The 19019-nt window shown below is 60.4% G+C and carries 20 protein-coding genes and 1 other RNA gene; 16 read left to right on the forward strand and 5 right to left on the reverse strand.

Going from position 1 to position 19019, the window contains the following annotated elements; all coding sequences use genetic code 11:
- Positions 1–41 precede the first annotated feature (41 nt).
- Complete coding sequence (locus SLW74_RS07015; RefSeq protein ID WP_065992121.1) at positions 42–1079, reverse strand: NADP(H)-dependent aldo-keto reductase; 1038 nt, start codon at positions 1077–1079, stop codon at positions 42–44.
- 240 nt (positions 1080–1319) lie between these two features.
- Between SLW74_RS07015 and rplM the strand changes: the two genes are divergently transcribed.
- From rplM to SLW74_RS07050, 7 genes are all read left to right on the forward strand, one after another.
- Positions 1320–1748, forward strand: coding sequence for a 50S ribosomal protein L13 (gene rplM, locus SLW74_RS07020; RefSeq protein ID WP_019693576.1), 429 nt, complete (start codon positions 1320–1322; stop codon positions 1746–1748).
- A gap of 14 nt (positions 1749–1762) precedes the next feature.
- Entirely contained in the window at positions 1763–2155 is a 393-nt protein-coding gene (gene rpsI, locus SLW74_RS07025) for a 30S ribosomal protein S9 (RefSeq protein ID WP_065992123.1), read from the forward strand.
- 123 nt (positions 2156–2278) lie between these two features.
- A complete protein-coding gene (petA, locus tag SLW74_RS07030) occupies positions 2279–2872 on the forward strand; it encodes a ubiquinol-cytochrome c reductase iron-sulfur subunit (protein ID WP_296312604.1) in 594 nt (197 codons plus the stop codon).
- Complete coding sequence (locus SLW74_RS07035) at positions 2872–4083, forward strand: cytochrome b (protein ID WP_410928463.1); 1212 nt, start codon at positions 2872–2874, stop codon at positions 4081–4083. The genes petA and SLW74_RS07035 overlap by 1 nt, the downstream gene beginning before the upstream one ends.
- Positions 4083–4859, forward strand: a complete 777-nt coding sequence (locus SLW74_RS07040) for a cytochrome c1 (RefSeq protein ID WP_410928464.1) — start codon at positions 4083–4085, stop codon at positions 4857–4859. Before SLW74_RS07035 ends, SLW74_RS07040 begins: the two co-directional genes overlap by 1 nt.
- Before the next feature lie 226 nt (positions 4860–5085).
- The gene (locus tag SLW74_RS07045) at positions 5086–5703 is read left to right on the forward strand and encodes a glutathione S-transferase N-terminal domain-containing protein (RefSeq protein ID WP_065992129.1); all 618 of its coding nucleotides are present in this window, start codon (positions 5086–5088) and stop codon (positions 5701–5703) included.
- Positions 5704–5721: 18 nt separating this feature from the next.
- Positions 5722–6135, forward strand: coding sequence for a ClpXP protease specificity-enhancing factor (locus SLW74_RS07050; protein WP_065992131.1), 414 nt, complete (start codon positions 5722–5724; stop codon positions 6133–6135).
- Between the two features lie 79 nt (positions 6136–6214).
- On the opposite strand, the gene SLW74_RS07055 is transcribed toward SLW74_RS07050, so the two are convergent.
- The 4 genes from SLW74_RS07055 to SLW74_RS07070 form a co-directional block, all read right to left on the reverse strand.
- Positions 6215–6793 carry a BON domain-containing protein gene (locus tag SLW74_RS07055; protein WP_133772193.1) on the reverse strand — a complete coding sequence of 193 codons (579 nt, stop codon included), beginning with the start codon at positions 6791–6793 and terminating at the stop codon, positions 6215–6217.
- Positions 6790–7383, reverse strand: coding sequence for a phosphoheptose isomerase (locus tag SLW74_RS07060; RefSeq protein WP_065992135.1), 594 nt, complete (start codon positions 7381–7383; stop codon positions 6790–6792). The genes SLW74_RS07055 and SLW74_RS07060 overlap by 4 nt, the downstream gene beginning before the upstream one ends.
- A gap of 226 nt (positions 7384–7609) precedes the next feature.
- Positions 7610–7984: a YraN family protein gene (locus SLW74_RS07065; protein WP_410928465.1), complete on the reverse strand. Its 375-nt coding sequence runs from the start codon at positions 7982–7984 to the stop codon at positions 7610–7612.
- Positions 7981–9795 carry a penicillin-binding protein activator gene (locus SLW74_RS07070; RefSeq protein ID WP_065992139.1) on the reverse strand — a complete coding sequence of 605 codons (1815 nt, stop codon included), beginning with the start codon at positions 9793–9795 and terminating at the stop codon, positions 7981–7983. Before SLW74_RS07070 ends, SLW74_RS07065 begins: the two co-directional genes overlap by 4 nt.
- Before the next feature lie 222 nt (positions 9796–10017).
- Between SLW74_RS07070 and rsmI the strand changes: the two genes are divergently transcribed.
- The 9 genes from rsmI (at position 10018) to mraY (ending at position 19016) form a co-directional block, all read left to right on the forward strand.
- Positions 10018–10923, forward strand: coding sequence for a 16S rRNA (cytidine(1402)-2'-O)-methyltransferase (gene rsmI / locus SLW74_RS07075; RefSeq protein ID WP_410928466.1), 906 nt, complete (start codon positions 10018–10020; stop codon positions 10921–10923).
- An 86-nt stretch (positions 10924–11009) separates the two neighbouring features.
- Positions 11010–11367: RNase P RNA component class A (gene rnpB, locus SLW74_RS07080), an RNA gene on the forward strand.
- A 306-nt stretch (positions 11368–11673) separates the two neighbouring features.
- Positions 11674–12129, forward strand: a complete 456-nt coding sequence (gene mraZ, locus SLW74_RS07085; RefSeq protein WP_037017349.1) for a division/cell wall cluster transcriptional repressor MraZ — start codon at positions 11674–11676, stop codon at positions 12127–12129.
- Positions 12126–13073, forward strand: a complete 948-nt coding sequence (gene rsmH, locus SLW74_RS07090) for a 16S rRNA (cytosine(1402)-N(4))-methyltransferase RsmH (protein ID WP_192132747.1) — start codon at positions 12126–12128, stop codon at positions 13071–13073. Before mraZ ends, rsmH begins: the two co-directional genes overlap by 4 nt.
- Complete coding sequence (ftsL, locus tag SLW74_RS07095) at positions 13070–13363, forward strand: cell division protein FtsL (RefSeq protein WP_037014701.1); 294 nt, start codon at positions 13070–13072, stop codon at positions 13361–13363. Before rsmH ends, ftsL begins: the two co-directional genes overlap by 4 nt.
- Positions 13363–15108, forward strand: coding sequence for a peptidoglycan D,D-transpeptidase FtsI family protein (locus tag SLW74_RS07100; RefSeq protein ID WP_197985980.1), 1746 nt, complete (start codon positions 13363–13365; stop codon positions 15106–15108). The genes ftsL and SLW74_RS07100 overlap by 1 nt, the downstream gene beginning before the upstream one ends.
- Positions 15108–16571, forward strand: a complete 1464-nt coding sequence (locus tag SLW74_RS07105) for a UDP-N-acetylmuramoyl-L-alanyl-D-glutamate--2,6-diaminopimelate ligase (RefSeq protein ID WP_410928467.1) — start codon at positions 15108–15110, stop codon at positions 16569–16571. Before SLW74_RS07100 ends, SLW74_RS07105 begins: the two co-directional genes overlap by 1 nt.
- Positions 16564–17934: a UDP-N-acetylmuramoyl-tripeptide--D-alanyl-D-alanine ligase gene (locus SLW74_RS07110; protein WP_410928468.1), complete on the forward strand. Its 1371-nt coding sequence runs from the start codon at positions 16564–16566 to the stop codon at positions 17932–17934. Before SLW74_RS07105 ends, SLW74_RS07110 begins: the two co-directional genes overlap by 8 nt.
- The gene (gene mraY, locus SLW74_RS07115; RefSeq protein WP_037014691.1) at positions 17934–19016 is read left to right on the forward strand and encodes a phospho-N-acetylmuramoyl-pentapeptide-transferase; all 1083 of its coding nucleotides are present in this window, start codon (positions 17934–17936) and stop codon (positions 19014–19016) included. Before SLW74_RS07110 ends, mraY begins: the two co-directional genes overlap by 1 nt.
- The last annotated feature ends 3 nt before the right edge of the window (positions 19017–19019 follow it).

The raw sequence follows: 19019 nt of genomic DNA on the forward strand, positions 1-19019 counted from the left end.
CGCTATACGCGGGCAAGCGCGCTCCTACAATTAATCATCGATCAAGGCGCAGGATTCGGCTGATCCTTGTGAATCGCTTCAATGCCCGCCAGCACTTCATCCGACAGCACCAGTTCCGCGCTCGCCAAGTTGCTTTCCAGCTGCTCGAGCGTCGTTGCACCGATGATGTTGCTGGTCACGAAGCTGCGGCTGGTCACGAACGCCAGTGCCATTTGCGCGGGATCAAGACCGTGCTCACGCGCCAGCGCAACGTAGCGCGCGCAGGCCGCTTCCGATTGCGGATTGAAGTAGCGCGTGAAGCGGCTGTACAGGCTCAAACGGCCCTTGGCAGGGCGAGCGCCGTCGGCATATTTGCCGGACAACATGCCGAACGCCATAGGCGAGTAGGCCAGCAGGCCGCACTGCTCGCGAATCGCCACTTCCGCCAGACCCACCTCGAAGCTGCGGTTGAGCAGGTTGTAGGGGTTCTGAATAGACACCGGGCGCGTCAGGCCATGGGCGTCGGATTCAGCAAGAAACTTCATGGTGCCCCACGGCGTTTCGTTTGACAGACCGACGTGGCGGATCTTGCCGGCCTTGACCTGCTCGTCCAGCGCTTCGAGCACTTCCAGCAGCGGGGTGAAGTGCTCCTCGCTGTGGTTGTAACCCAGCTTGCCGAAGAAGTTGGTGCTGCGCTCAGGCCAGTGCAGTTGATACAGATCGAGGTAATCGGTCTGCAGGCGTTTGAGGCTGGCATCCAGCGCCGCGACGATGTGATCGCGGTTGAATTTCAGCTGACCGTCACGGATGTAGTCGATGCCGTTGCCGGGACCGGCGATCTTGCTGGCGAGGATCCAGTCAGCGCGGTCGCCGCTCTGCTTGAACCAGTTGCCGATGATGGTCTCGGTGCTGGCGTAGGTTTCTTTCTTCGGCGGGACCGGATACATCTCGGCGGTGTCGATGAAATTGATGCCGGCGGCCTTGGCACGTTCGATCTGCGCGAAGGCCTCGGACTGGCTGTTCTGCTCGCCCCAGGTCATGGTGCCGAGGCAGATTGCGCTGACATTGAGGTCGGTTCTGCCCAGTTGGCGGTAGTCCATTTGGCTCTCCTGTTTAAAAGAGCCATAAAAGCAGGTTGAAATTTTTTTCGCAATCTGCATAATTCCGCTCCTCTTTGTCGCTGGAGTGATGCCCGGCGACAAAAGAAACCGCTGCGATCGAACGCGCTGACCCGAGCCCCCTATAGCGTTCGTGCCCGGCGGCCTTTGACTTGTCAAAGACCGTACTAATGAGTATGCTCCGCCGTCTATTTTTCAGGGCGGCCTTTGAGGCTATAAAGAATGAAAACTTTTACCGCTAAACCGGAAACAGTAAAGCGCGACTGGTTCGTCGTCGACGCTGCTGGTCAGACCCTGGGTCGTCTGGCCACTGAAATCGCGAGCCGTCTGCGTGGCAAGCACAAGCCGGAATACACTCCGCACGTTGACACTGGCGACTACATCGTCGTGATCAATGCCGAGCAGATCCGTGTGACCGGTGCCAAGACCACCGACAAGATCTACTACTCTCACTCCGGTTTCCCGGGCGGGATCAAGTCGATCAACTTTGAAAAGCTGATCGCCAAAGCTCCTGAGCGCGTGATCGAGACCGCGGTCAAAGGCATGCTGCCTAAGAACCCGCTGGGTCGCGACATGTATCGTAAGCTGAAAGTCTATGCGGGCGCTGCACACCCTCATACTGCTCAGCAGCCCCAAGAACTGAAGTTTTAACGGAATAGTTCATTATGTCGGCGACTCAAAATTACGGCACTGGCCGTCGCAAGACCGCAACCGCTCGCGTTTTCCTGCGTCCGGGTACCGGTAACATCTCCATCAACAACCGTTCCCTGGACTCGTTCTTCGGTCGCGAAACTGCCCGCATGGTAGTTCGTCAGCCGCTGGAACTGACTCAGACTGTCGAGAAATTCGACATCTACGTCACTGTCATCGGCGGTGGTGTGAGTGGTCAAGCTGGCGCAATCCGCCACGGTATCACCCGCGCTCTGATGCAATACGACGAAACCCTGCGCGGCGCTCTGCGCAAAGCAGGCTTTGTCACTCGCGATGCTCGCGAAGTTGAACGTAAGAAAGTCGGTCTGCGTAAAGCGCGTAAGCGTCCGCAGTACTCGAAGCGTTAATTCGCTTCCGTTCAAAAAGAACGCTCAGTTTCTATACGAAGCTGGGCGTTTTTTTATGGCTGTCGTTTATTGATTTCGAGGGCCTGATCAAGGAGATCTCGGATGCTGACGGAAGAGGGCGCAATGGGCAATGACGGTGTTAACACGGCCCGGCGTCGCTTCCTCGTGACAGCCACGTCTGTGGTAGGCGCAGCAGGAGCGGTAGGCGCCGCCGTGCCATTTGTGGGTTCATGGTTCCCCAGTGCCAAAGCCAGGGCGGCGGGAGCGCCTGTCAAAGTCAACATCAGCAAGATCGAGCCGGGCCAGCAGATGATCGCTCAATGGCGCGGTCAGCCGGTGTTCATTGTCCGTCGCACGCCCGAGATCCTGTCCAGTCTGAGCAAGCTTATCGGCGAGCTGTCCGACCCTGATTCAAAGGATTCCATCCAGCCTGCCTATGTCGATCCAGTTGTCCGTTCAATCCGGCCTGACATCCTGCTGTTGATCGGCATCTGTACCCATCTCGGCTGCTCGCCTACGTTTCGGCCCGAAGTCGCCCCGGTCGACCTGGGCAAAGATTGGGTCGGCGGATATTTCTGCCCTTGTCACGGCTCCAGGTACGACCTTGCCGGACGCGTCTACAAGGCGCAGCCTGCACCGCTGAATCTGCCAGTGCCCCCGCATTCCTACGAGTCGGACTCAATCATCGTCATTGGTGTGGATCAGGAGAAAGCGTGATGAGCAGGCTCATGGACTGGATCAATGCGCGCTTTCCCGCGACTTCGATGTGGGAGAACCACCTCAGCAAGTATTACGTACCCAAGAACCTCAACTTCTTCTATTTCTTCGGCTCGCTGGCGTTGCTGGTGCTGGTCAACCAGATCCTCACGGGCATCTGGCTGACGATGAGTTACACGCCCACAGCTGAGGGGGCCTTCGCCTCGATCGAGTACATCATGCGTGACGTCGCATACGGCTCAATCCTGCGACTGCTGCACTCGACTGGCGCATCGGCGTTCTTCATCGTCATCTACTTGCACATGTTTCGCGGGCTGCTGTACGGCTCATATCAGAAGCCGCGGGAGTTGGTCTGGGTTTTCGGCATGCTGATTTATCTGGCGCTGATGGCGGAAGCGTTTACCGGCTACCTGCTGCCGTGGGGGCAGATGTCGTACTGGGGCGCTCAGGTGATCATTTCGCTGTTCGGCGCGATTCCCCTCATCGGGGGCGACCTCGCTCAGTGGATTCGTGGCGATTACCTCGTTTCAGGCATCACACTCAATCGCTTCTTCGCGCTGCACGTCGTGGCCTTGCCGATCGTGATCGTCGGGCTTGTGGTGCTGCATATTCTGGCGCTGCGTGAAGTGGGCTCGAACAACCCCGATGGCATCGACATCAAAAAGTACAAGGACGAGAACGGCAACCCCCTGGACGGCATTCCTTTCCACCCGTACTACACGGTCAAGGATCTGCTCGGCGTCGTGGTGTTTTTGTTGATCTTCTGCTCGGTGGTATTTTTCTTCCCGGGGATGGGCGGCTACTTTCTCGAGAAGGCCAACTTCGAGCTAGCGAACCCACTCAAGACCCCGGAGCACATTGCGCCGGTCTGGTACTTCACGCCGTTCTACGCCATCTTGCGCGCCATCCCGGACAAGCTCCTCGGCGTCATGGCCATGGGCGCAGCCATCGCCTTGCTGTTCGTGCTGCCGTGGGTTGACCGCAGTCCGGTCAAATCGATGCGCTACAAGGGCTGGCTGAGCCGCCTCTGGCTGCTGCTGTTTTGCGCGTCCTTCGGGACGCTCGGGGTGCTGGGCGTTCTGCCGCCGAGCCCCGGCCGTGCGTTGCTGTCACAGGTCTGCACCTTCCTGTATTTCGCCTACTTCATCCTGATGCCGTTCTACACGCGGATGGAGCGGACGAAGCCGGTGCCGGACAGGGTGACCGGTTGATGAAAACGCTGTGCCTGGTCTTGCTCATTGCCCTGTTGCCGGCGTTGTCGTTTGCCGGTGAGTATGGCGCGGAACTGGAAAGCGTCGACATCGACGTGTCCGACAAAGGGGCCCTGCAGGATGGCGCGCAGACGTTCGTCAATTACTGCATGGGTTGCCACAGCGCCAGTTTCCAGCGCTATGAACGCGTCGCGGACGATTTGGGCATTTCCCACGAGCTGATGCTGGAAAAGCTGGCGCCTGCCGGAGCGAAGATCGGCGATCACATGACCATCGGCATGCAGCCGGCGGATGCGAAGAACTGGTTTGGCGCAGCACCGCCCGATCTGACCCTTGTGGCGCGGGTACGCGGAACTGACTGGCTCTACGGCTACCTGCGATCATTCTACGAGGACCCGACGCGGCCCTGGGGCGTGAACAACAGCGTTCTCCCCGACGTGGCCATGCCCAACGTGCTGGAAGGGCTTCAGGGGCGTCAGAGGCTCGGCTGCCAGCAGGTACCGCGTGGCGAAGGCGACAAAAAAAGCGATGGGCCTGCTGGCTCGCCGTTGACCGATCAAGCCTGCGATCAACTGATGACCATGGCCAACACCGGCACGCTGACCGAAGAACAGTTCAACGAGAAGATCAAGAACCTCGTCACCTTCCTCGCTTACTCAGCCAACCCAGACAAGCTCCAGCACCAGCGCATCGGCACCTTCGTGCTGCTTTACCTCGCCGGGTTGTTCATCCTGGCCTACCTGCTCAAGCGCGAATTCTGGAAAGACATCCACTGAGCGGACGTCTGATTCGCGGGTCTGCGCCGCTTGCGGCTGAGCTGTTTCAGGTAATGAGGGAAGAGCAGGTATAGTGGCGGGCTGAAGATTGCAGAATCTACCTTGAGTAAATGAGCTATCTTGTCGCCCGCGTTGAACACCCGATCATCGTGGACGTCGCCGAAAGCGCCCTCGCGGCGCATCCGTATTTCTGCTTTTTGAATATCTACAAGCGAGGAGGACCGCCATGGGCGTGACCAATCGGTTGGCCTGTTACTCCGACCCCGCCGACCACTATTCCCATCGCGTGCGCATTGTGCTCGCCGAGAAAGGTGTCAGCGCCGAGATCATTGAAGTTGTCGAGGGCCGTCATCCGCCCAAATTGATCGAGGTGAATCCGTACGGCAGCGTGCCAACCCTGGTCGATCGCGACCTGGCGTTGTACGAGTCGACGGTGGTGATGGAATACCTGGACGAACGTTATCCCCATCCGCCGCTGCTCCCGGTCTATCCGGTGGCGCGTGCCAACAGCCGCTTGCTGATCCACCGGATTCAGCGCGACTGGTGCGGTCTGGTGGATCTGATTCTGGACCCGCGCAGCAAAGAAGCTGCACGTGTTCAGGCGCGCAAGGAACTGCGCGAAAGTCTGACCGGCGTGTCGCCGTTGTTCGCGGACAAGCCTTTTTTCCTGAGCGACGAGCAAAGTCTGGTTGACTGCTGTCTATTGCCCATACTCTGGCGCCTGCCGATTCTGGGTATCGAATTGCCGCGGCCCGCCAAGCCGCTGCTTGACTATATGGAGCGCCAATTTGCGCGTGAGGCATTTCAGGCAAGTCTGTCTGGTGCCGAACGCGACATGCGCTAAGGCCTTAGGAGCCGTTTGATGAACTCCAGTCGCCCTTATCTGATCCGCGCGCTGTATGAGTGGATCGTGGATAACGATTGCACACCGCACGTACTCGTCAACGCCGAGTATCCAGCGGTGCAAGTCCCGCAAGGCTTTGCTAATGACGGGCAGATCGTCCTGAACATTTCACCGAGCGCCGTGCGCCATCTGCACATGGACAACGACGCGGTGAGTTTTGAAGGCCGCTTCGGTGGCGTTCCCCACAGCCTGTACGTGCCGATTGCCGCCATCATGGGCATTTATGCCCGCGAGAACGGCCAGGGCATGGTCTTCGACCTTGAGCCTGCTGTGGATGAAGACGAAGATCTGGACGTCGAAGACGACATGCCGCCACCGAACGACGAGCCACCACGCCCTACGGGCCGGCCGAGTCTGAAAGTGGTCAAGTAAGTTGAGCCTGCAGTAACGAAAAAGGCGATCCCGAGGGATCGCCTTTTTTTGTAAGTGCTGATTGGCGCTTGCCACACCGTCAGTCGATGTACTCAAACAGCTTCACGATCTTCTGTACGCCGCCGACGCCTTGCACCAGGTTGGTGGCGCGGGTGGCTTCTGCCTGGGTCAGCAGGCCCAGCAGGTAGACGATGCCGTTTTCAGTCACGACCTTGATGCGCGAACCCGGGATTGTGCTGTCGGTCAGCATCTCGGTTTTGATCTTGCTGGTCAGCCAGGCGTCATTGCTGCGCGCCAGCATCGAGGACGGGCCGGTGACCTGGAGCTCGTTGTTCACCTTCTTGACCTTCTGCACCTGGCTGGCGGTTTGCTCGGCCAGTTGCTTGAGGTCGGCGCGCGGTGTCTGGCCGGCCAGCAGGACGATGCCGTTGAAGCTGGTCACGACGATGTGCGAGGCGTTGTCCAGATCAGGGTTGGCCTTGGCGATGTTCACCGAGACCTTGGTCTCGATCAGCGAGTCGTCGATCTTGCTGCCGAAGGTGCGTGTACCGCGATCGTCATCGATCGGCGCTTCACGGCTGGCGTTGATCACCGAGCTGCATCCGCTGATGCCCAGGCAGAGCGTCAGGGCCAGCAGGCTAAGACGTTTGGATATCATTCTTCACTCCCGAACAGTTGGCTGTCGATCAAGTCGCAAAGGCAGTGGATCGCCAGCAGGTGGACTTCCTGAATACGTGCGGTGACTTTTGCCGGGACGCGGATTTCAACGTCCTCCGGCAACAGCAGCGACGCGACGTCGCCGCCATCGCGACCGGTCAAGGCTACGACAATCATTTCACGATCATGTGCGGCCTGGATGGCCTGAATAATGTTCGCCGAATTGCCGCTGGTGGAAATCGCCAGCAGCACATCGCCCGGCTGACCCAGCGCACGAATCTGTTTGGAGAAGATTTCGTTGTAGCTGTAGTCGTTGGCAATCGAGGTGATGGTGGAGGTGTCGGTGGTCAGCGCGATAGCGGGCAGGCTCGGTCGCTCGCGCTCGAAACGGTTGAGCAGCTCCGAGGAAAAGTGCTGAGCATCACCCGCCGAACCGCCGTTGCCGCAGGCGAGCATCTTGCCCTCGTTGAGCAGGGCGTTGACCATCACTTGGCTGGCTTGCTCGATGTGGGGGGCAACCACATCCATCGCCTGTTGCTTGGTGTCGATGCTGGCCTGAAAAAGCTGGCGGATTCGGGATTGCATGTCCATCTATGAAAACCTTAATAGGGGCGGCTGGTCGGGGCGGCATCCGATAAGTCATCGGCGTCCCGGCACAAAACTGTGCAGCCCGCAAAGCAAAGAGCAAAAAGAGCCAGTGTGGTTCGTTGGGTGGTAAGGGATAAAGCGCAATACCAGAAGCTTCCCGGCTAAAGCCGGTCCTACGAAAGGGAAGGCGGCCGATCTTACGCTGCAATCCGACGGAATCATCGCGTTTTCAGCAATCGAAAGCGTTCGTCAGCCAGTTAAGCGGAGGCGACGTGCCGGGGTCGCCATTGATCGCGACAACGTCAAAGCGACACGGCGAATCGGCCCAGCGCACCTCGCTTTGCAGAAAGGATTGAGCCGCCAGCGTGAGCTTTTCCTGCTTGCGAAAATCGACGCTTTCCAGTGCGCCACCCCAACCGGCGTGGCGACGATACCGAACTTCGACGAATACTACTGTATCGCCGTCGAGCATGACCAGATCAAGCTCGCCGCGTTTGCATGACCAGTTGCGGGTAATCAGCTGCAAGCCATGCTGTTGCAGGTGACGCAAGGCGTAGGCTTCGGCCTCGCGCCCTGCTGTTTGACGGGTGGTGCCTGAGGTCAAGGCGCGGTGTCCGGCAGGCGCTGGACCTTGCCGTCTACGAACTCTGCCCACGGCAGCTGACGCTCGATGCGTTGGCCCTGACCGATCGCCAGGCTGCCGGACAGGCCATCGATGCGGCTGTCAGGAAGGGTTTTCAGTTGAGTCAGTCGTGGCGCCAAACGATACGCGTCGATGCCCATGGCGTAGAGACGGCCAAGGCTGCCGGAGGCTTGTGGCCATTGAGCGGTCACTTGCTGGCGCAGCGGGTCGTTAGCGTTCAGCAACCACGGGGTTTCGCAGAAGCGCACGCCGTTCAGGTCGTTGTACATCGCCGGGTCGCCGCTGTTGGTGAACAGGTGCGAAGTGGCGTAGACCGGAACATCACCAGCGTACTGGAAGACCATGGTCGGCTTGATCTGCTGCGCCTGTTGAGGCGTCGCGGCGAGGAACATGAAGTCTACGTCCTGGCGACGGGAGGGCTGGGCAGCCATCTGCGTGCCAGTGGCGCTTTGGACGCGCTGGGCACGGCCTTCGCTGCTGCGCAGCTGGAACAGATCGGCAACCTGTTGAGCGAGTGCGACCGGCTGATCAATGCGTTCAGCACCCAGCAGGGTGCCGCCCTTGGCTTGCCAGCTTTGACGGAAGGCCTCCAGCACGCGATCACCCCATTCGCCCTTTGGCACCATGGCCACCGCACTGCGCTTGCCATCGGCCCAGGCGCGGCGCGCCACTTCACGAGCTTCGTCTTCAGCCGCCAGACCGAACTGATACAGCTCGGCAGGGCCCTGGGTACCGGAATCGCTGTAGTTCAGCGCCAGCGTGGTGATCGGCAATTGAGGGCGAGCGCTCAGTTGTTTAACCAGTGGCTTCTCCAGCGGACCGACCACCAGTTGCACGCCGGCCGCTTTGGCTTGTGCGTAGAAGGCGTCCATCGACGTCACGCGGGAACTGTCGAACACTTCGATCGCAGGTGGCTTCTCGCCGGCCTGTTGAGCTTGATAGTTCGCGGCCATGAAGCCGTCACGCAGCGCGCGGGATACCGAAGCGAGCGGACCGTCTTGCGGCAGCAGCAACGCAATTTTGGTCAAAGGCTGGCTCTTCAGGTCACGCAATTGCGCGAGGGCAGTCGGCAACTGACGTGCCGCCGGGTGCTGAGGGTTCTGCGCTTTCCAGTTGTCGATGGCCGCCTGTTGCTGCTCCAGCGTGCCGGCACCTTTGACCGCGCGGGCCAGGCTCAGCCAGCCGCCCATGTCATCGTTGGCCGAGCTTTGCAGCTGCTCGGGTGGCAGCGCGGCAACCAGCGTCCAGATGGCGTCGTTGTTCGCGTTCAGTGCGTCGCCTTGCAGCAGCGGGCCCATGAACACGCGCTCACTCGCGGCGGCGAGGGTCTGACCATCTGCCTCAAAAGCCCGGGCGCGAACGGTGTGAGCACGGGTTTGCAGGTCAACCGGCATTTCGCCCAGATGCTGCATGCTCGGGTGGTTGAGTGCGGTCAGCGCGGCTTTCGGCTGGCTGCGACCCAGTGCCAGTTCGGCAGACAGAGTGTTGGCGTAGATTTGTTTGTCGGTTTTGAGCTGGTCCATCTGCACCTGCTCAAGGATGCTCGCGGCGCGGCTCGGGTTGTTCTGGCGCGCTGCCAGATCGGCCGCCGTCAGTTTCAGCAACGCTGCCTGATCCGGCGACTTCGCCGCAGCGGCTTGTTCGAGCAGTTGTTCGATGCTGGCATCGGGGGTGCGTGGCAATTCGCCAAGGCTGGAGGAGGGCGAACCGGCACAGGCAGCCAGAAGGGCAGCCAGGCAGAGGGCAGAGAACAGCCGCAGGCAAGCGATCATGTGTATGTTCCTGATACTCGAGCAAATTAGCGTGGAAGTGTACCCAAGCACTGGCCGGGGCGCGACGTTGAAGGCGTTAAAGCGGCGATATGGGTCGTCTCCGGGCGTGTCAGCCAAGCTGAAACGTCTTTCGCGGGGTCGCTGCCCTGATGCTGGCACTCGAACTGCGTTTTCAGGTCTCACGGGGTGCGGCGTCCTGTTTTGTGCGCCGCAGCCTGTACAATGCAGGCTTTTACACAACATGAGGTGTGCGCTTTGACTGCTCCGGGTGTTTCGAATTCCACTACAGGCGCGCTTTATGTGGTGGCCACGCCGATCGGCAACCTGGATGACATGAGCGCCCGTGCCTTAAAGGTGCTGCGCGATGTTTCGCTGATTGCCGCAGAAGATACCCGGCACTCGTTACGGCTGATGCAGCACTTTGGCATTCCGACGCCGTTGGCGGCCTGTCATGAGCACAACGAGCGCGAGGAGGGCAGCCGCCTTATTACGCGTCTGCTGGCGGGCGATAACGTTGCGTTGATTTCCGATGCCGGCACGCCACTGATTTCCGATCCTGGCTACCATCTGGTGCGTCAGGCCCGCGCAGCCGGTATTCAAGTGATCCCGGTCCCGGGCGCCTGCGCCTTGATCGCGGCATTGTCTGCGGCAGGGTTGCCGTCAGACCGCTTTATCTTCGAAGGCTTCTTGCCCGCCAAGTCCGTGGGTCGCAAAGCGCGCCTGGAACTCGTCAAAGAAGAACCGCGCACGCTGATCTTCTATGAAGCGCCCCATCGCATTCTCGAATGCCTTCAGGACATGGAGGAAATCTTCGGTCCGGACCGTCCCGCCTTGCTCGGGCGAGAGTTGACGAAAACATTCGAAACCCTCAAAGGACTGCCGCTGTCCGAACTGCGTGCCTTCGTTGAGGGCGACAGTAATCAGCAACGGGGCGAGTGCGTTGTGCTGGTGGCAGGTTGGAGCGAACCCGAAGGCGAGGATGTGATTGGCGCCGAAGCGCGGCGGGTGCTGGATCTGCTGCTGGCGGAAATGCCGCTCAAGCGTGCAGCTGCGCTGGCAGCAGAGATCACCGGCGTACGCAAAAACCTGCTTTATCAGGTGGCGCTGGATAAACAGAAAAGCGTGTGACGGGATGTCGCGGGCAGCGCTGCAAATGGCGCGAGAGCCGATTAAAGCTTGTTCTTGAGCCGTCCTCCCATTAACCTTGGCGGCGGAGAGTCGATTGGACAGTCGCTGCCTTTCATTGTTCTGCAATGAAGGGGGGAGGAAAGTCCGGGCTCCATAGGGCGGAGTGCCAGGTAACGCCTGGGGGGCGCGAGCCTACGGAAAGTGCCACAGAAAATAACCGCCTAAGCACTTCGGTGCCGGTAAGGGTGAAAAGGTGCGGTAAGAGCGCACCGCACGGCTGGCAACAGTTCGTGGCTAGGTAAACCCCACTCGGAGCAAGACCAAATAGGGTTCCAAGGCGTGGCCCGCGCTGGAACCGGGTAGGTTGCTAAAGATGTCCAGTGATGGCCATCGTAGAGGAATGACTGTCCTCGACAGAACCCGGCTTACAGATCGACTCTCCACCTCCTTTTCTCCCCCTCGTTTGTACGATTTATCCCCTCCGGTAATACCAAAAAAATCTTAAACCTCACAAATCACTTTAACTTCGAACGCCATCCGTTTGTTCGTCCTGGGAAATATCCGTAGGACCGATCCGAAATCCGCCACATCTCCTTCGTAAGTGCTCCTAAATATCCGTCCTATAAGGGTTTTCCTCGTGAAGTCGCCTTGACGGTGTGGTGGGCGCATTCCTATAGTGTGCGCGAGTGGCGGAAAGTGGCGTGAAGTGGGTTTTTTAGGCTCGAAAAGATAATATTTGGAGATCGCGCCGTGTTCCGTGGTGCAAACGCAATCAATCTCGACGCAAAGGGCCGTCTCGCTATGCCGAGCCGGTACCGTGACGAGTTGGATTCGCGTAGCGCAGGGCAACTGATCGTCACCATTGATACCGTCGACCCGTGCTTGTGCATCTATCCGCTTCCCGAGTGGGAGCTGATCGAGGCCAAGCTGCGTGAGCTCGCCACCTTCCGTGAAGAAAACCGTCGTCTGCAGCGGCTGTTGATCGGGAACGCGGTGGATCTGGAGCTGGACGGCAGCGGGCGTTTCCTGGTGCCGCCACGTTTGCGTGAATACGCCAAGCTCGATAAGCGAGTGATGCTGGTAGGCCAGCTCAACAAGTTTCAACTGTGGGATGAGGACGCCTGGAACGCACTTGCTGATGCGGACCTTGCGGCCATTCAAAAACCGGGCGCTATGCCTGATGAACTGCGTGATTTGATTCTGTGACTACGAATAGCGGCTTTACCCACATCACCGTACTGCTCGAAGAAGCCGTCGAGGCTCTCGCGGTGCGCGCCGATGGCTGCTATCTGGATGGCACCTTTGGGCGCGGCGGACATAGCCGCCTCATATTGCAGAACCTGGGGCCGGAGGGTCGGCTTCTCGGATTCGATAAAGATCCCCAGGCGATTGCCACCGGGCAAACGCTGGCGGCCGAAGACGGCCGCTTTGTCATTGTGCAGCGCAGCTTTGCCGAGCTGGGCGCCGAAGCTCAAGCACGCGGGTTGGCGGGCAAGGTCAGCGGCATCCTTCTGGATCTCGGTGTGTCGTCGCCACAACTGGACGACCCTGAGCGCGGCTTCAGCTTCATGAACGATGGCCCCCTCGACATGCGCATGGACCCGTCCCGCGGCGTCAGCGCAGCCGAGTTCGTCAATACGGCGCCCGCCGAAGAAATCGCCCGCGTTTTCAAAGAATACGGCGAAGAACGTTTCTCCCGCCGCATGGCAGGTGCCGTCGTGGCCCGTCGCGAGACTCAGCCGTTCGAGCGCACTGGCGATCTGGCCGAAGTGCTGAAAGTCGCCAACCCGGCGTGGGAAAAGGGCAAGAACCCTGCGACCCGTGCGTTCCAGGGCCTGCGCATCCACGTCAACAACGAACTGGGCGATCTGGAAGCAGGGCTTGATGCTGCGCTGGAAGCCCTTGAAGTGGGCGGCCGTCTGGTGGTTATCAGCTTCCACTCGCTGGAAGACCGCATCGTCAAATTGTTCATGCGCAAGCTGGTCAAGGGCGAAGCCGACAACCTGCCGCGCAACCTGCCGATCCGTCATCAGGCGTTCGAGCCACGTATCAAGCTGGTCGGCAAGGCGCAGTTCGCGTCCGACGATGAAACCCGCGCCAATCCGCGTTCGCGCAGCGCCGTCATGCGCATCGCGGAGAAACTCCGATGAGCCGCGGTTTCTTCAAGCCCCTGCCGGGCGGCAGCTTCTTCATGCTGATGCTATTCATCGCCGTGCTGGTTTCGGCGATCGGTGTGGCGTACAGCGCGCATTGGAACCGTCAGCTGCTCAACTCCCTGTACGGTGAACTCAGCGTGCGCGACAAAGCGCAGGCCGAGTGGGGTCGTCTGATTCTTGAGCAAAGCACCTGGACTGCCCACAGCCGTATCGAGGCCCTGGCCACCGATCAGCTGAAAATGCGCATTCCGAACGCCGCCGATATCCGGATGGTGTCGCCATGATGAAACTCGAAGGGGCGCTTTACCCGTGGCGGTTCCGTGTCGTGGTCGGCCTGCTGTCGGTCATGGTCATCGCGATCTGCTACCGCATCGTCGACCTGCAAGTCATCGACCACCGCTTCCTTATCGAACAGGGTGATGCGCGCAGCCTGCGTACCGTTTCGATTCCTGCCCACCGTGGTTTGATCACTGACCGCAACGGTGAGCCCCTTGCTGTCAGTACGCCGGTCACCACCATTTGGGCCAACCCGTCCGAAATGCAGGCCGACAAGACCAAGTGGGTCCAGCTTGCGCAGGCACTGGGGCAGGACCCCAAGGCGCTGACGGATCGCCTCAATGAGCAGGCGAGCAAAGAATTCATCTATCTGGTCCGTGGCCTGACCCCGGAGCAGGGTCAGTCGGTACTCGATCTGAAAGTCCCGGGCGTTTACGGCAAGGAAGAATTCCGCCGTTTCTACCCGGCGGGCGATGTCACCGCGCACATGGTCGGCTTCACCGACCTCGATGATCACGGCCGTGAAGGCGTAGAGCTGGCCTATGAAGACTGGCTCGCGGGTGTCCCCGGCAAGCGGCAGGTCATCAAGGACCGGCGCGGCAGGATGATCAAAGACCTGCAAGTGAAGAAAAACGCCAAGGCCGGCAAGACCTTGGCTTTGTCTATTGATCTGCGCCTGCAATACCTGGCAACCCGCGAGCTGCGTAACGCCATTCAGGAAAACGACGCCAAGGCCGGCAGCCTGGTGATCATGGACGTGAAAACCGGCGAAGTACTGGCGATGGTCAATCAGCCGACCTACAACCCGAACAACCGTCGCACCATGGTGCCGGCCGCGATGCGTAACCGCGCGATCATCGACGTGTTCGAGCCCGGTTCGACCATGAAGCCGATCTCCATGACTGCTGCGCTGGAAAGCGGCCGCTGGAAACCGAGCGACAAGGTCGAGGTGTATCCGGGTACGTTGCAGATCGGTAAGTACACCATCCGTGACGTGACCAAAACCGAAGGCCCGATCCTCGACCTGACCGGTATTCTGATCAACTCCAGTAACGTCGGCATGAGCAAGGTGGCGTTCGACGTCGGTGGCGAAGCGATTTTCCATGCCATGCAGCGCGTGGGCCTAGGCCAATACACCGGCCTCGGCTTCCCGGGCGAGCGCGTCGGCAACTTGCCGAACTACCGCGAGTGGCGCAAGGCTGAAACCGCAACGCTTTCGTACGGTTATGGCCTTTCGGTGACGGCGCTGCAGTTGGTGCACGCCTACGCGGCACTGGCCAACAACGGCAAGATTGTGCCGCTGACCATTCTCAAAACTGATAATCCAGCCGAGTCGGTTCAGGCCATTCCGGAAGCGACGGCCAAGACCGTGCAGGGCATGTTGCAGCAAGTGATCGAAGACCCGCGCGGCGTTTACCGTGCGCGCGTTCCGTCGTATCACGTGGCAGGCAAGTCCGGTACCGCGCGTAAGACATCCGTGGGCACCAAAGGCTATGCCGAAAATTCGTACCGTTCGCTGTTCGCCGGTTTCGGCCCGATGAGCAACCCGCGTTACGCGGTCGTTGTGGTCATCGATGAGCCGAGCAAAGGCGGTTACTTCGGCGGTCTGGTTTCCGCGCCTGTATTCAGCAAGGTGATGTCGGGCACGTTGCGCTTGATGAACGTGCGTCCGGACAACCTCGCGCCGGTTCCGCCCGAGCAACAAGCTAACGCTGTGCCCGCCGTCGCTCCAGTCAAGGGAGGGCGTGGCTGATGTCTTTGAATTTGAGCAAGCTGTTTGCCCAGTGCAACCGCGATCTGCTGATTCGCGAACTGACCCTGGACAGCCGCAAGGTGCGTCCGGGCGATCTGTTTCTGGCGATTCCGGGCCTCAAGGTCGATGGCCGTGAGCACATTACCGACGCCATTGCACACGGCGCGGCGGCTATCGCTTATGAAGCCGAAGGCGCCAAGGTGCTGCCGATCACCGACATCCCGATGATGCCGGTCAAGGGTCTGGCGGCACAGTTGTCCGACCTCGCCGGGCGCTTTTATGGCGACCCGAGCCGCAATCTGAACCTGATCGGCGTGACCGGCACCAACGGCAAAACCAGCGTGACTCAGTTGGTGGCGCAGGCGCTGGACAAGCTCGGGCAGCACTGCGGCATCATCGGCACGCTGGGCACCGGCTTCTATAGCGAGCTGAAAAGCGGCATTCACACCACGCCGGATCCGATCTCCGTGCAATCGACCCTCTATGACCTGAAAAGGGCCGGGGCCAAAGCGGTTGCCATGGAAGTCTCGTCCCATGGGCTGGATCAGGGCCGGGTGACCGCGCTGGCGTTCGACGTGGCGGTGATGACCAATCTGTCCCGTGACCATCTCGATTACCACGGCACCATGGAAGCCTACGCGGCCGCCAAGGCCAAGCTGTTCGCCTGGAATGACCTGCGTTGCCGTGTGGTCAATCTCGACGACGCCTTTGGGCGCGAGCTTGCGGCTGCGCCCCACGCGTCGCGTCTGATCACTTACAGCCAGGAAGACAGCAGCGCTTATCTGTTCTGCCGCGATGCGCATTTCGATGACGACGGCGTACGCGCGACCTTGCTGACGCCCCAGGGCAGTCATGTCTTGCGCAGCAGCTTGCTGGGCCGTTTCAACCTGAGCAATGTGCTGGCCGCAGTCGGCGCGTTGATGGGTCTCGATTATCCGCTGGACGACATCTTGAAGGTGCTGCCAACGCTGGAAGGCCCTGCCGGCCGGATGCAGCGTCTGGGCGGTGGCTCGCGTCCACTGGTGGTGGTCGATTACGCCCACACCCCTGATGCGCTGGAAAAAGTGCTTGCCGCTTTGCGCCCCCACGCAAAAGGTCAACTGACCTGCCTGTTCGGCTGCGGCGGCGATCGCGATCGTGGCAAGCGTCCGCTGATGGCCGAAGTGGTCGAGCGTCTGGCCGACAAAGTGCTGGTCACCGACGACAACCCGCGCAGCGAAGACCCTGCTCGTATTTTCGATGACATCCGTGCTGGGTTCGTCTCGGCGAACGCAGTCGATTTCGTTGCCGGGCGCGGTCAGGCCATCGCGCAGATCATCGCCCAGGCGTCCGCTGCCGATGTGATCGTGCTGGCCGGCAAGGGCCACGAGGATTACCAGGAAATCAACGGACAGCGTCAGCCGTTTTCCGATCTGGAAGAAGCCACCAAAGCGCTCGACGCCTGGGAGGCCGCACATGCTTAAGCCGCTCTCGTTCAGCGAATTGCTCGTGCCGCTCGACGCGCGTCGTGTGGGCCATGATTGCAGTTTCTCCGGTGTCAGCATCGACAGCCGCGGGATCACGCCCGGCCAGTTGTTCGTGGCGCTGACCGGCCCGCGGTTTGACGGTCACGACTACCTTGATCAAGTCGCCGCCAAAGGCGCAGTCGGCGCATTGGTTGAGCGCGAGATCCCGGGCAGTTCGTTGCCGCAGTTGATCGTCACCGACACCCGCAAAGCCCTGGCGCAACTGGGCGCGCTGAACCGCAATGCGTTTATGGACAAGCCGGTCGCTGCGATCACCGGTTCCAGCGGCAAGACCACTGTGAAAGAAATGCTCGCGAGCATTCTGCGCACGCGCGGTCCTGTGCTTGCGACGCGCGGCAATCTGAACAACGAATTGGGCGTCCCGTTGACGCTGCTTGAGCTGGCGCCGGAATTCGATGCCGCTGTGATTGAACTGGGCGCGTCCCGTGTGGGCGAGATCGCTTTCACCGTCAGCCTGACCAAGCCCCACGTCTGTGTCCTGACCAACGCCGGGACTGCCCACGTGGGCGAGTTCGGCGGTCCGGAAAAGATCGTCGAAGCCAAGGGCGAGATCATCGAAGGCCTGGACGCTCGCGGTATCGCGGTATTGAACCTCGACGACAAGGCATTCGATATCTGGGTGGCCCGCGCCGGCGCACGCAAAGTCTTGAGCTTCGCGCTCAGCAACAGCCGCGCCGACTTCCACGCCACCGACCTGGGCATCGACGCGCGCGGTTGCCCGGCGTTCACGCTGAACACCCCGGCCGGCTCCGCGCCGGTGCAATTGAATCTGTTGGGCACGCATAACGTTGCCAACGCATTGGCCGCCGCTGCTGCTGCCCATGCGCTGGGCGTTTCGCTCGCGGGCATCGTGGCCGGGCTCAACGACGTGCAGCCGGTCAAGGGTCGCACTGTGGCGCAACTGGCGCCGAACGGCATGCGCGTCATTGATGACACCTACAACGCCAACCCCACGTCCGTGGCGGCCGCGACCGACATTCTCACCGGGTTCCCGGGCCGCAAGGTGCTGGTGCTGGGCGATATCGGCGAGTTGGGCGCCTGGGCGGAGCAGGGCCATCGCGACGTCGGCGCATACGCAGTCGGCAAGGTCGACGCGCTGTATGCCGTCGGTCCGTTGATGGCCCATGCGGTCAGGGCTTTCGGGCAGGATGCCCGCCATTTTGAAACTCAGGCCGAGCTGATCGAAGCGCTCGGCGCCGAGCACGATAAAAACACCACCATTTTGATTAAAGGTTCACGCAGCGCTGCGATGGAAAACGTCGTAGCGGCCTTATGCGGAACACGCCTGGAGAAACATTAATGCTGCTGCTGCTGGCCGAGTATCTGCAACAGTTCTACAAAGGCTTCGCGGTCTTTCAGTACCTGACCCTGCGCGGGATCCTTGGCGTGCTCACTGCACTGTCACTTTCCCTGTGCCTGGGCCCGTGGATGATCCGCGCCCTGCAGAGCAAGCAGATCGGTCAATCCGTGCGCAACGACGGACCCCAATCGCACCTCTCCAAGTCCGGCACGCCGACCATGGGTGGCGCGCTGATTCTGTCTGCAATCGGCATCGCCACCTTGTTGTGGGCTGACCTGAGCAACCGTTATGTGTGGGTCGTGCTGATCGTCACGCTGCTGTTCGGCGCCATCGGTTGGGTCGACGACTACCGCAAGGTGATCGAAAAGAACTCGCGCGGTCTTCCGAGCCGCTGGAAATACTTCTGGCAGTCGGTGTTCGGCCTGGGCGCGGCGATCTTCCTTTATATGACGGCGCAATCGCCTGTTGAAACCACGCTGCTGATTCCGATGCTCAAAGACTTCAGCATCCCGCTGGGCATCGGCTTCGTCGTGCTGACCTACTTCGTGATCGTCGGCTCCAGCAACGCCGTGAACCTGACCGATGGCCTGGACGGCCTGGCGATCATGCCAACCGTGATGGTCGGCGGCGCGCTGGGGATCTTCTGCTACCTGTCGGGTAACGTGAAGTTCGCGGAATACCTGCTGATCCCTTATGTGCCGGGCGCGGGCGAGCTGATTGTGTTCTGTGGCGCGCTGATCGGTGCGGGCCTGGGCTTCCTCTGGTTCAACACCTATCCGGCTCAAGTGTTCATGGGCGACGTCGGTGCACTGGCATTGGGCGCGGCACTGGGCACCATCGCGGTGATCGTCCGTCAGGAAATCGTCCTGTTCATCATGGGCGGCGTCTTCGTCATGGAAACCCTGTCAGTCGTCATTCAGGTCGCATCCTTTAAATTGACCGGCCGCCGCGTTTTCCGCATGGCGCCCATCCATCACCACTTTGAACTCAAGGGCTGGCCCGAGCCGCGCGTGATTGTCCGTTTCTGGATCATCACCGTGATTCTGGTGTTGGTCGGCCTTGCCACGTTGAAACTGAGGTAGAAC

It is taken from the genome of Pseudomonas sp. W5-36 (genome assembly GCF_046540455.1).
Lineage (GTDB): Bacteria > Pseudomonadota > Gammaproteobacteria > Pseudomonadales > Pseudomonadaceae > Aquipseudomonas > Aquipseudomonas graminis_B.

What these genes read in the sequence shown, in the direction of transcription:
- SLW74_RS07050 (WP_065992131.1), top strand. Translation starts at nt 5,722, where the DNA reads ATGAACTCCAGTCGCCCTTATCTGATCCGCGCGCTGTATGAGTGGATC.
- ftsL (WP_037014701.1), top strand. Translation starts at nt 13,070, where the DNA reads ATGAGCCGCGGTTTCTTCAAGCCCCTGCCGGGCGGCAGCTTCTTCATG.
- SLW74_RS07060 (WP_065992135.1), bottom strand. Translation starts at nt 7,383, where the DNA reads ATGGACATGCAATCCCGAATCCGCCAGCTTTTTCAGGCCAGCATCGAC.
- petA (WP_296312604.1), top strand. Translation starts at nt 2,279, where the DNA reads ATGGGCAATGACGGTGTTAACACGGCCCGGCGTCGCTTCCTCGTGACA.
- SLW74_RS07035 (WP_410928463.1), top strand. Translation starts at nt 2,872, where the DNA reads ATGAGCAGGCTCATGGACTGGATCAATGCGCGCTTTCCCGCGACTTCG.
- SLW74_RS07045 (WP_065992129.1), top strand. Translation starts at nt 5,086, where the DNA reads ATGGGCGTGACCAATCGGTTGGCCTGTTACTCCGACCCCGCCGACCAC.
- rplM (WP_019693576.1), top strand. Translation starts at nt 1,320, where the DNA reads ATGAAAACTTTTACCGCTAAACCGGAAACAGTAAAGCGCGACTGGTTC.
- SLW74_RS07110 (WP_410928468.1), top strand. Translation starts at nt 16,564, where the DNA reads ATGCTTAAGCCGCTCTCGTTCAGCGAATTGCTCGTGCCGCTCGACGCG.
- SLW74_RS07100 (WP_197985980.1), top strand. Translation starts at nt 13,363, where the DNA reads ATGAAACTCGAAGGGGCGCTTTACCCGTGGCGGTTCCGTGTCGTGGTC.
- mraY (WP_037014691.1), top strand. Translation starts at nt 17,934, where the DNA reads ATGCTGCTGCTGCTGGCCGAGTATCTGCAACAGTTCTACAAAGGCTTC.
- SLW74_RS07055 (WP_133772193.1), bottom strand. Translation starts at nt 6,793, where the DNA reads ATGATATCCAAACGTCTTAGCCTGCTGGCCCTGACGCTCTGCCTGGGC.
- rsmI (WP_410928466.1), top strand. Translation starts at nt 10,018, where the DNA reads ATGCAGGCTTTTACACAACATGAGGTGTGCGCTTTGACTGCTCCGGGT.
- SLW74_RS07040 (WP_410928464.1), top strand. Translation starts at nt 4,083, where the DNA reads ATGAAAACGCTGTGCCTGGTCTTGCTCATTGCCCTGTTGCCGGCGTTG.
- SLW74_RS07070 (WP_065992139.1), bottom strand. Translation starts at nt 9,795, where the DNA reads ATGATCGCTTGCCTGCGGCTGTTCTCTGCCCTCTGCCTGGCTGCCCTT.
- SLW74_RS07015 (WP_065992121.1), bottom strand. Translation starts at nt 1,079, where the DNA reads ATGGACTACCGCCAACTGGGCAGAACCGACCTCAATGTCAGCGCAATC.
- rpsI (WP_065992123.1), top strand. Translation starts at nt 1,763, where the DNA reads ATGTCGGCGACTCAAAATTACGGCACTGGCCGTCGCAAGACCGCAACC.
- SLW74_RS07105 (WP_410928467.1), top strand. Translation starts at nt 15,108, where the DNA reads ATGTCTTTGAATTTGAGCAAGCTGTTTGCCCAGTGCAACCGCGATCTG.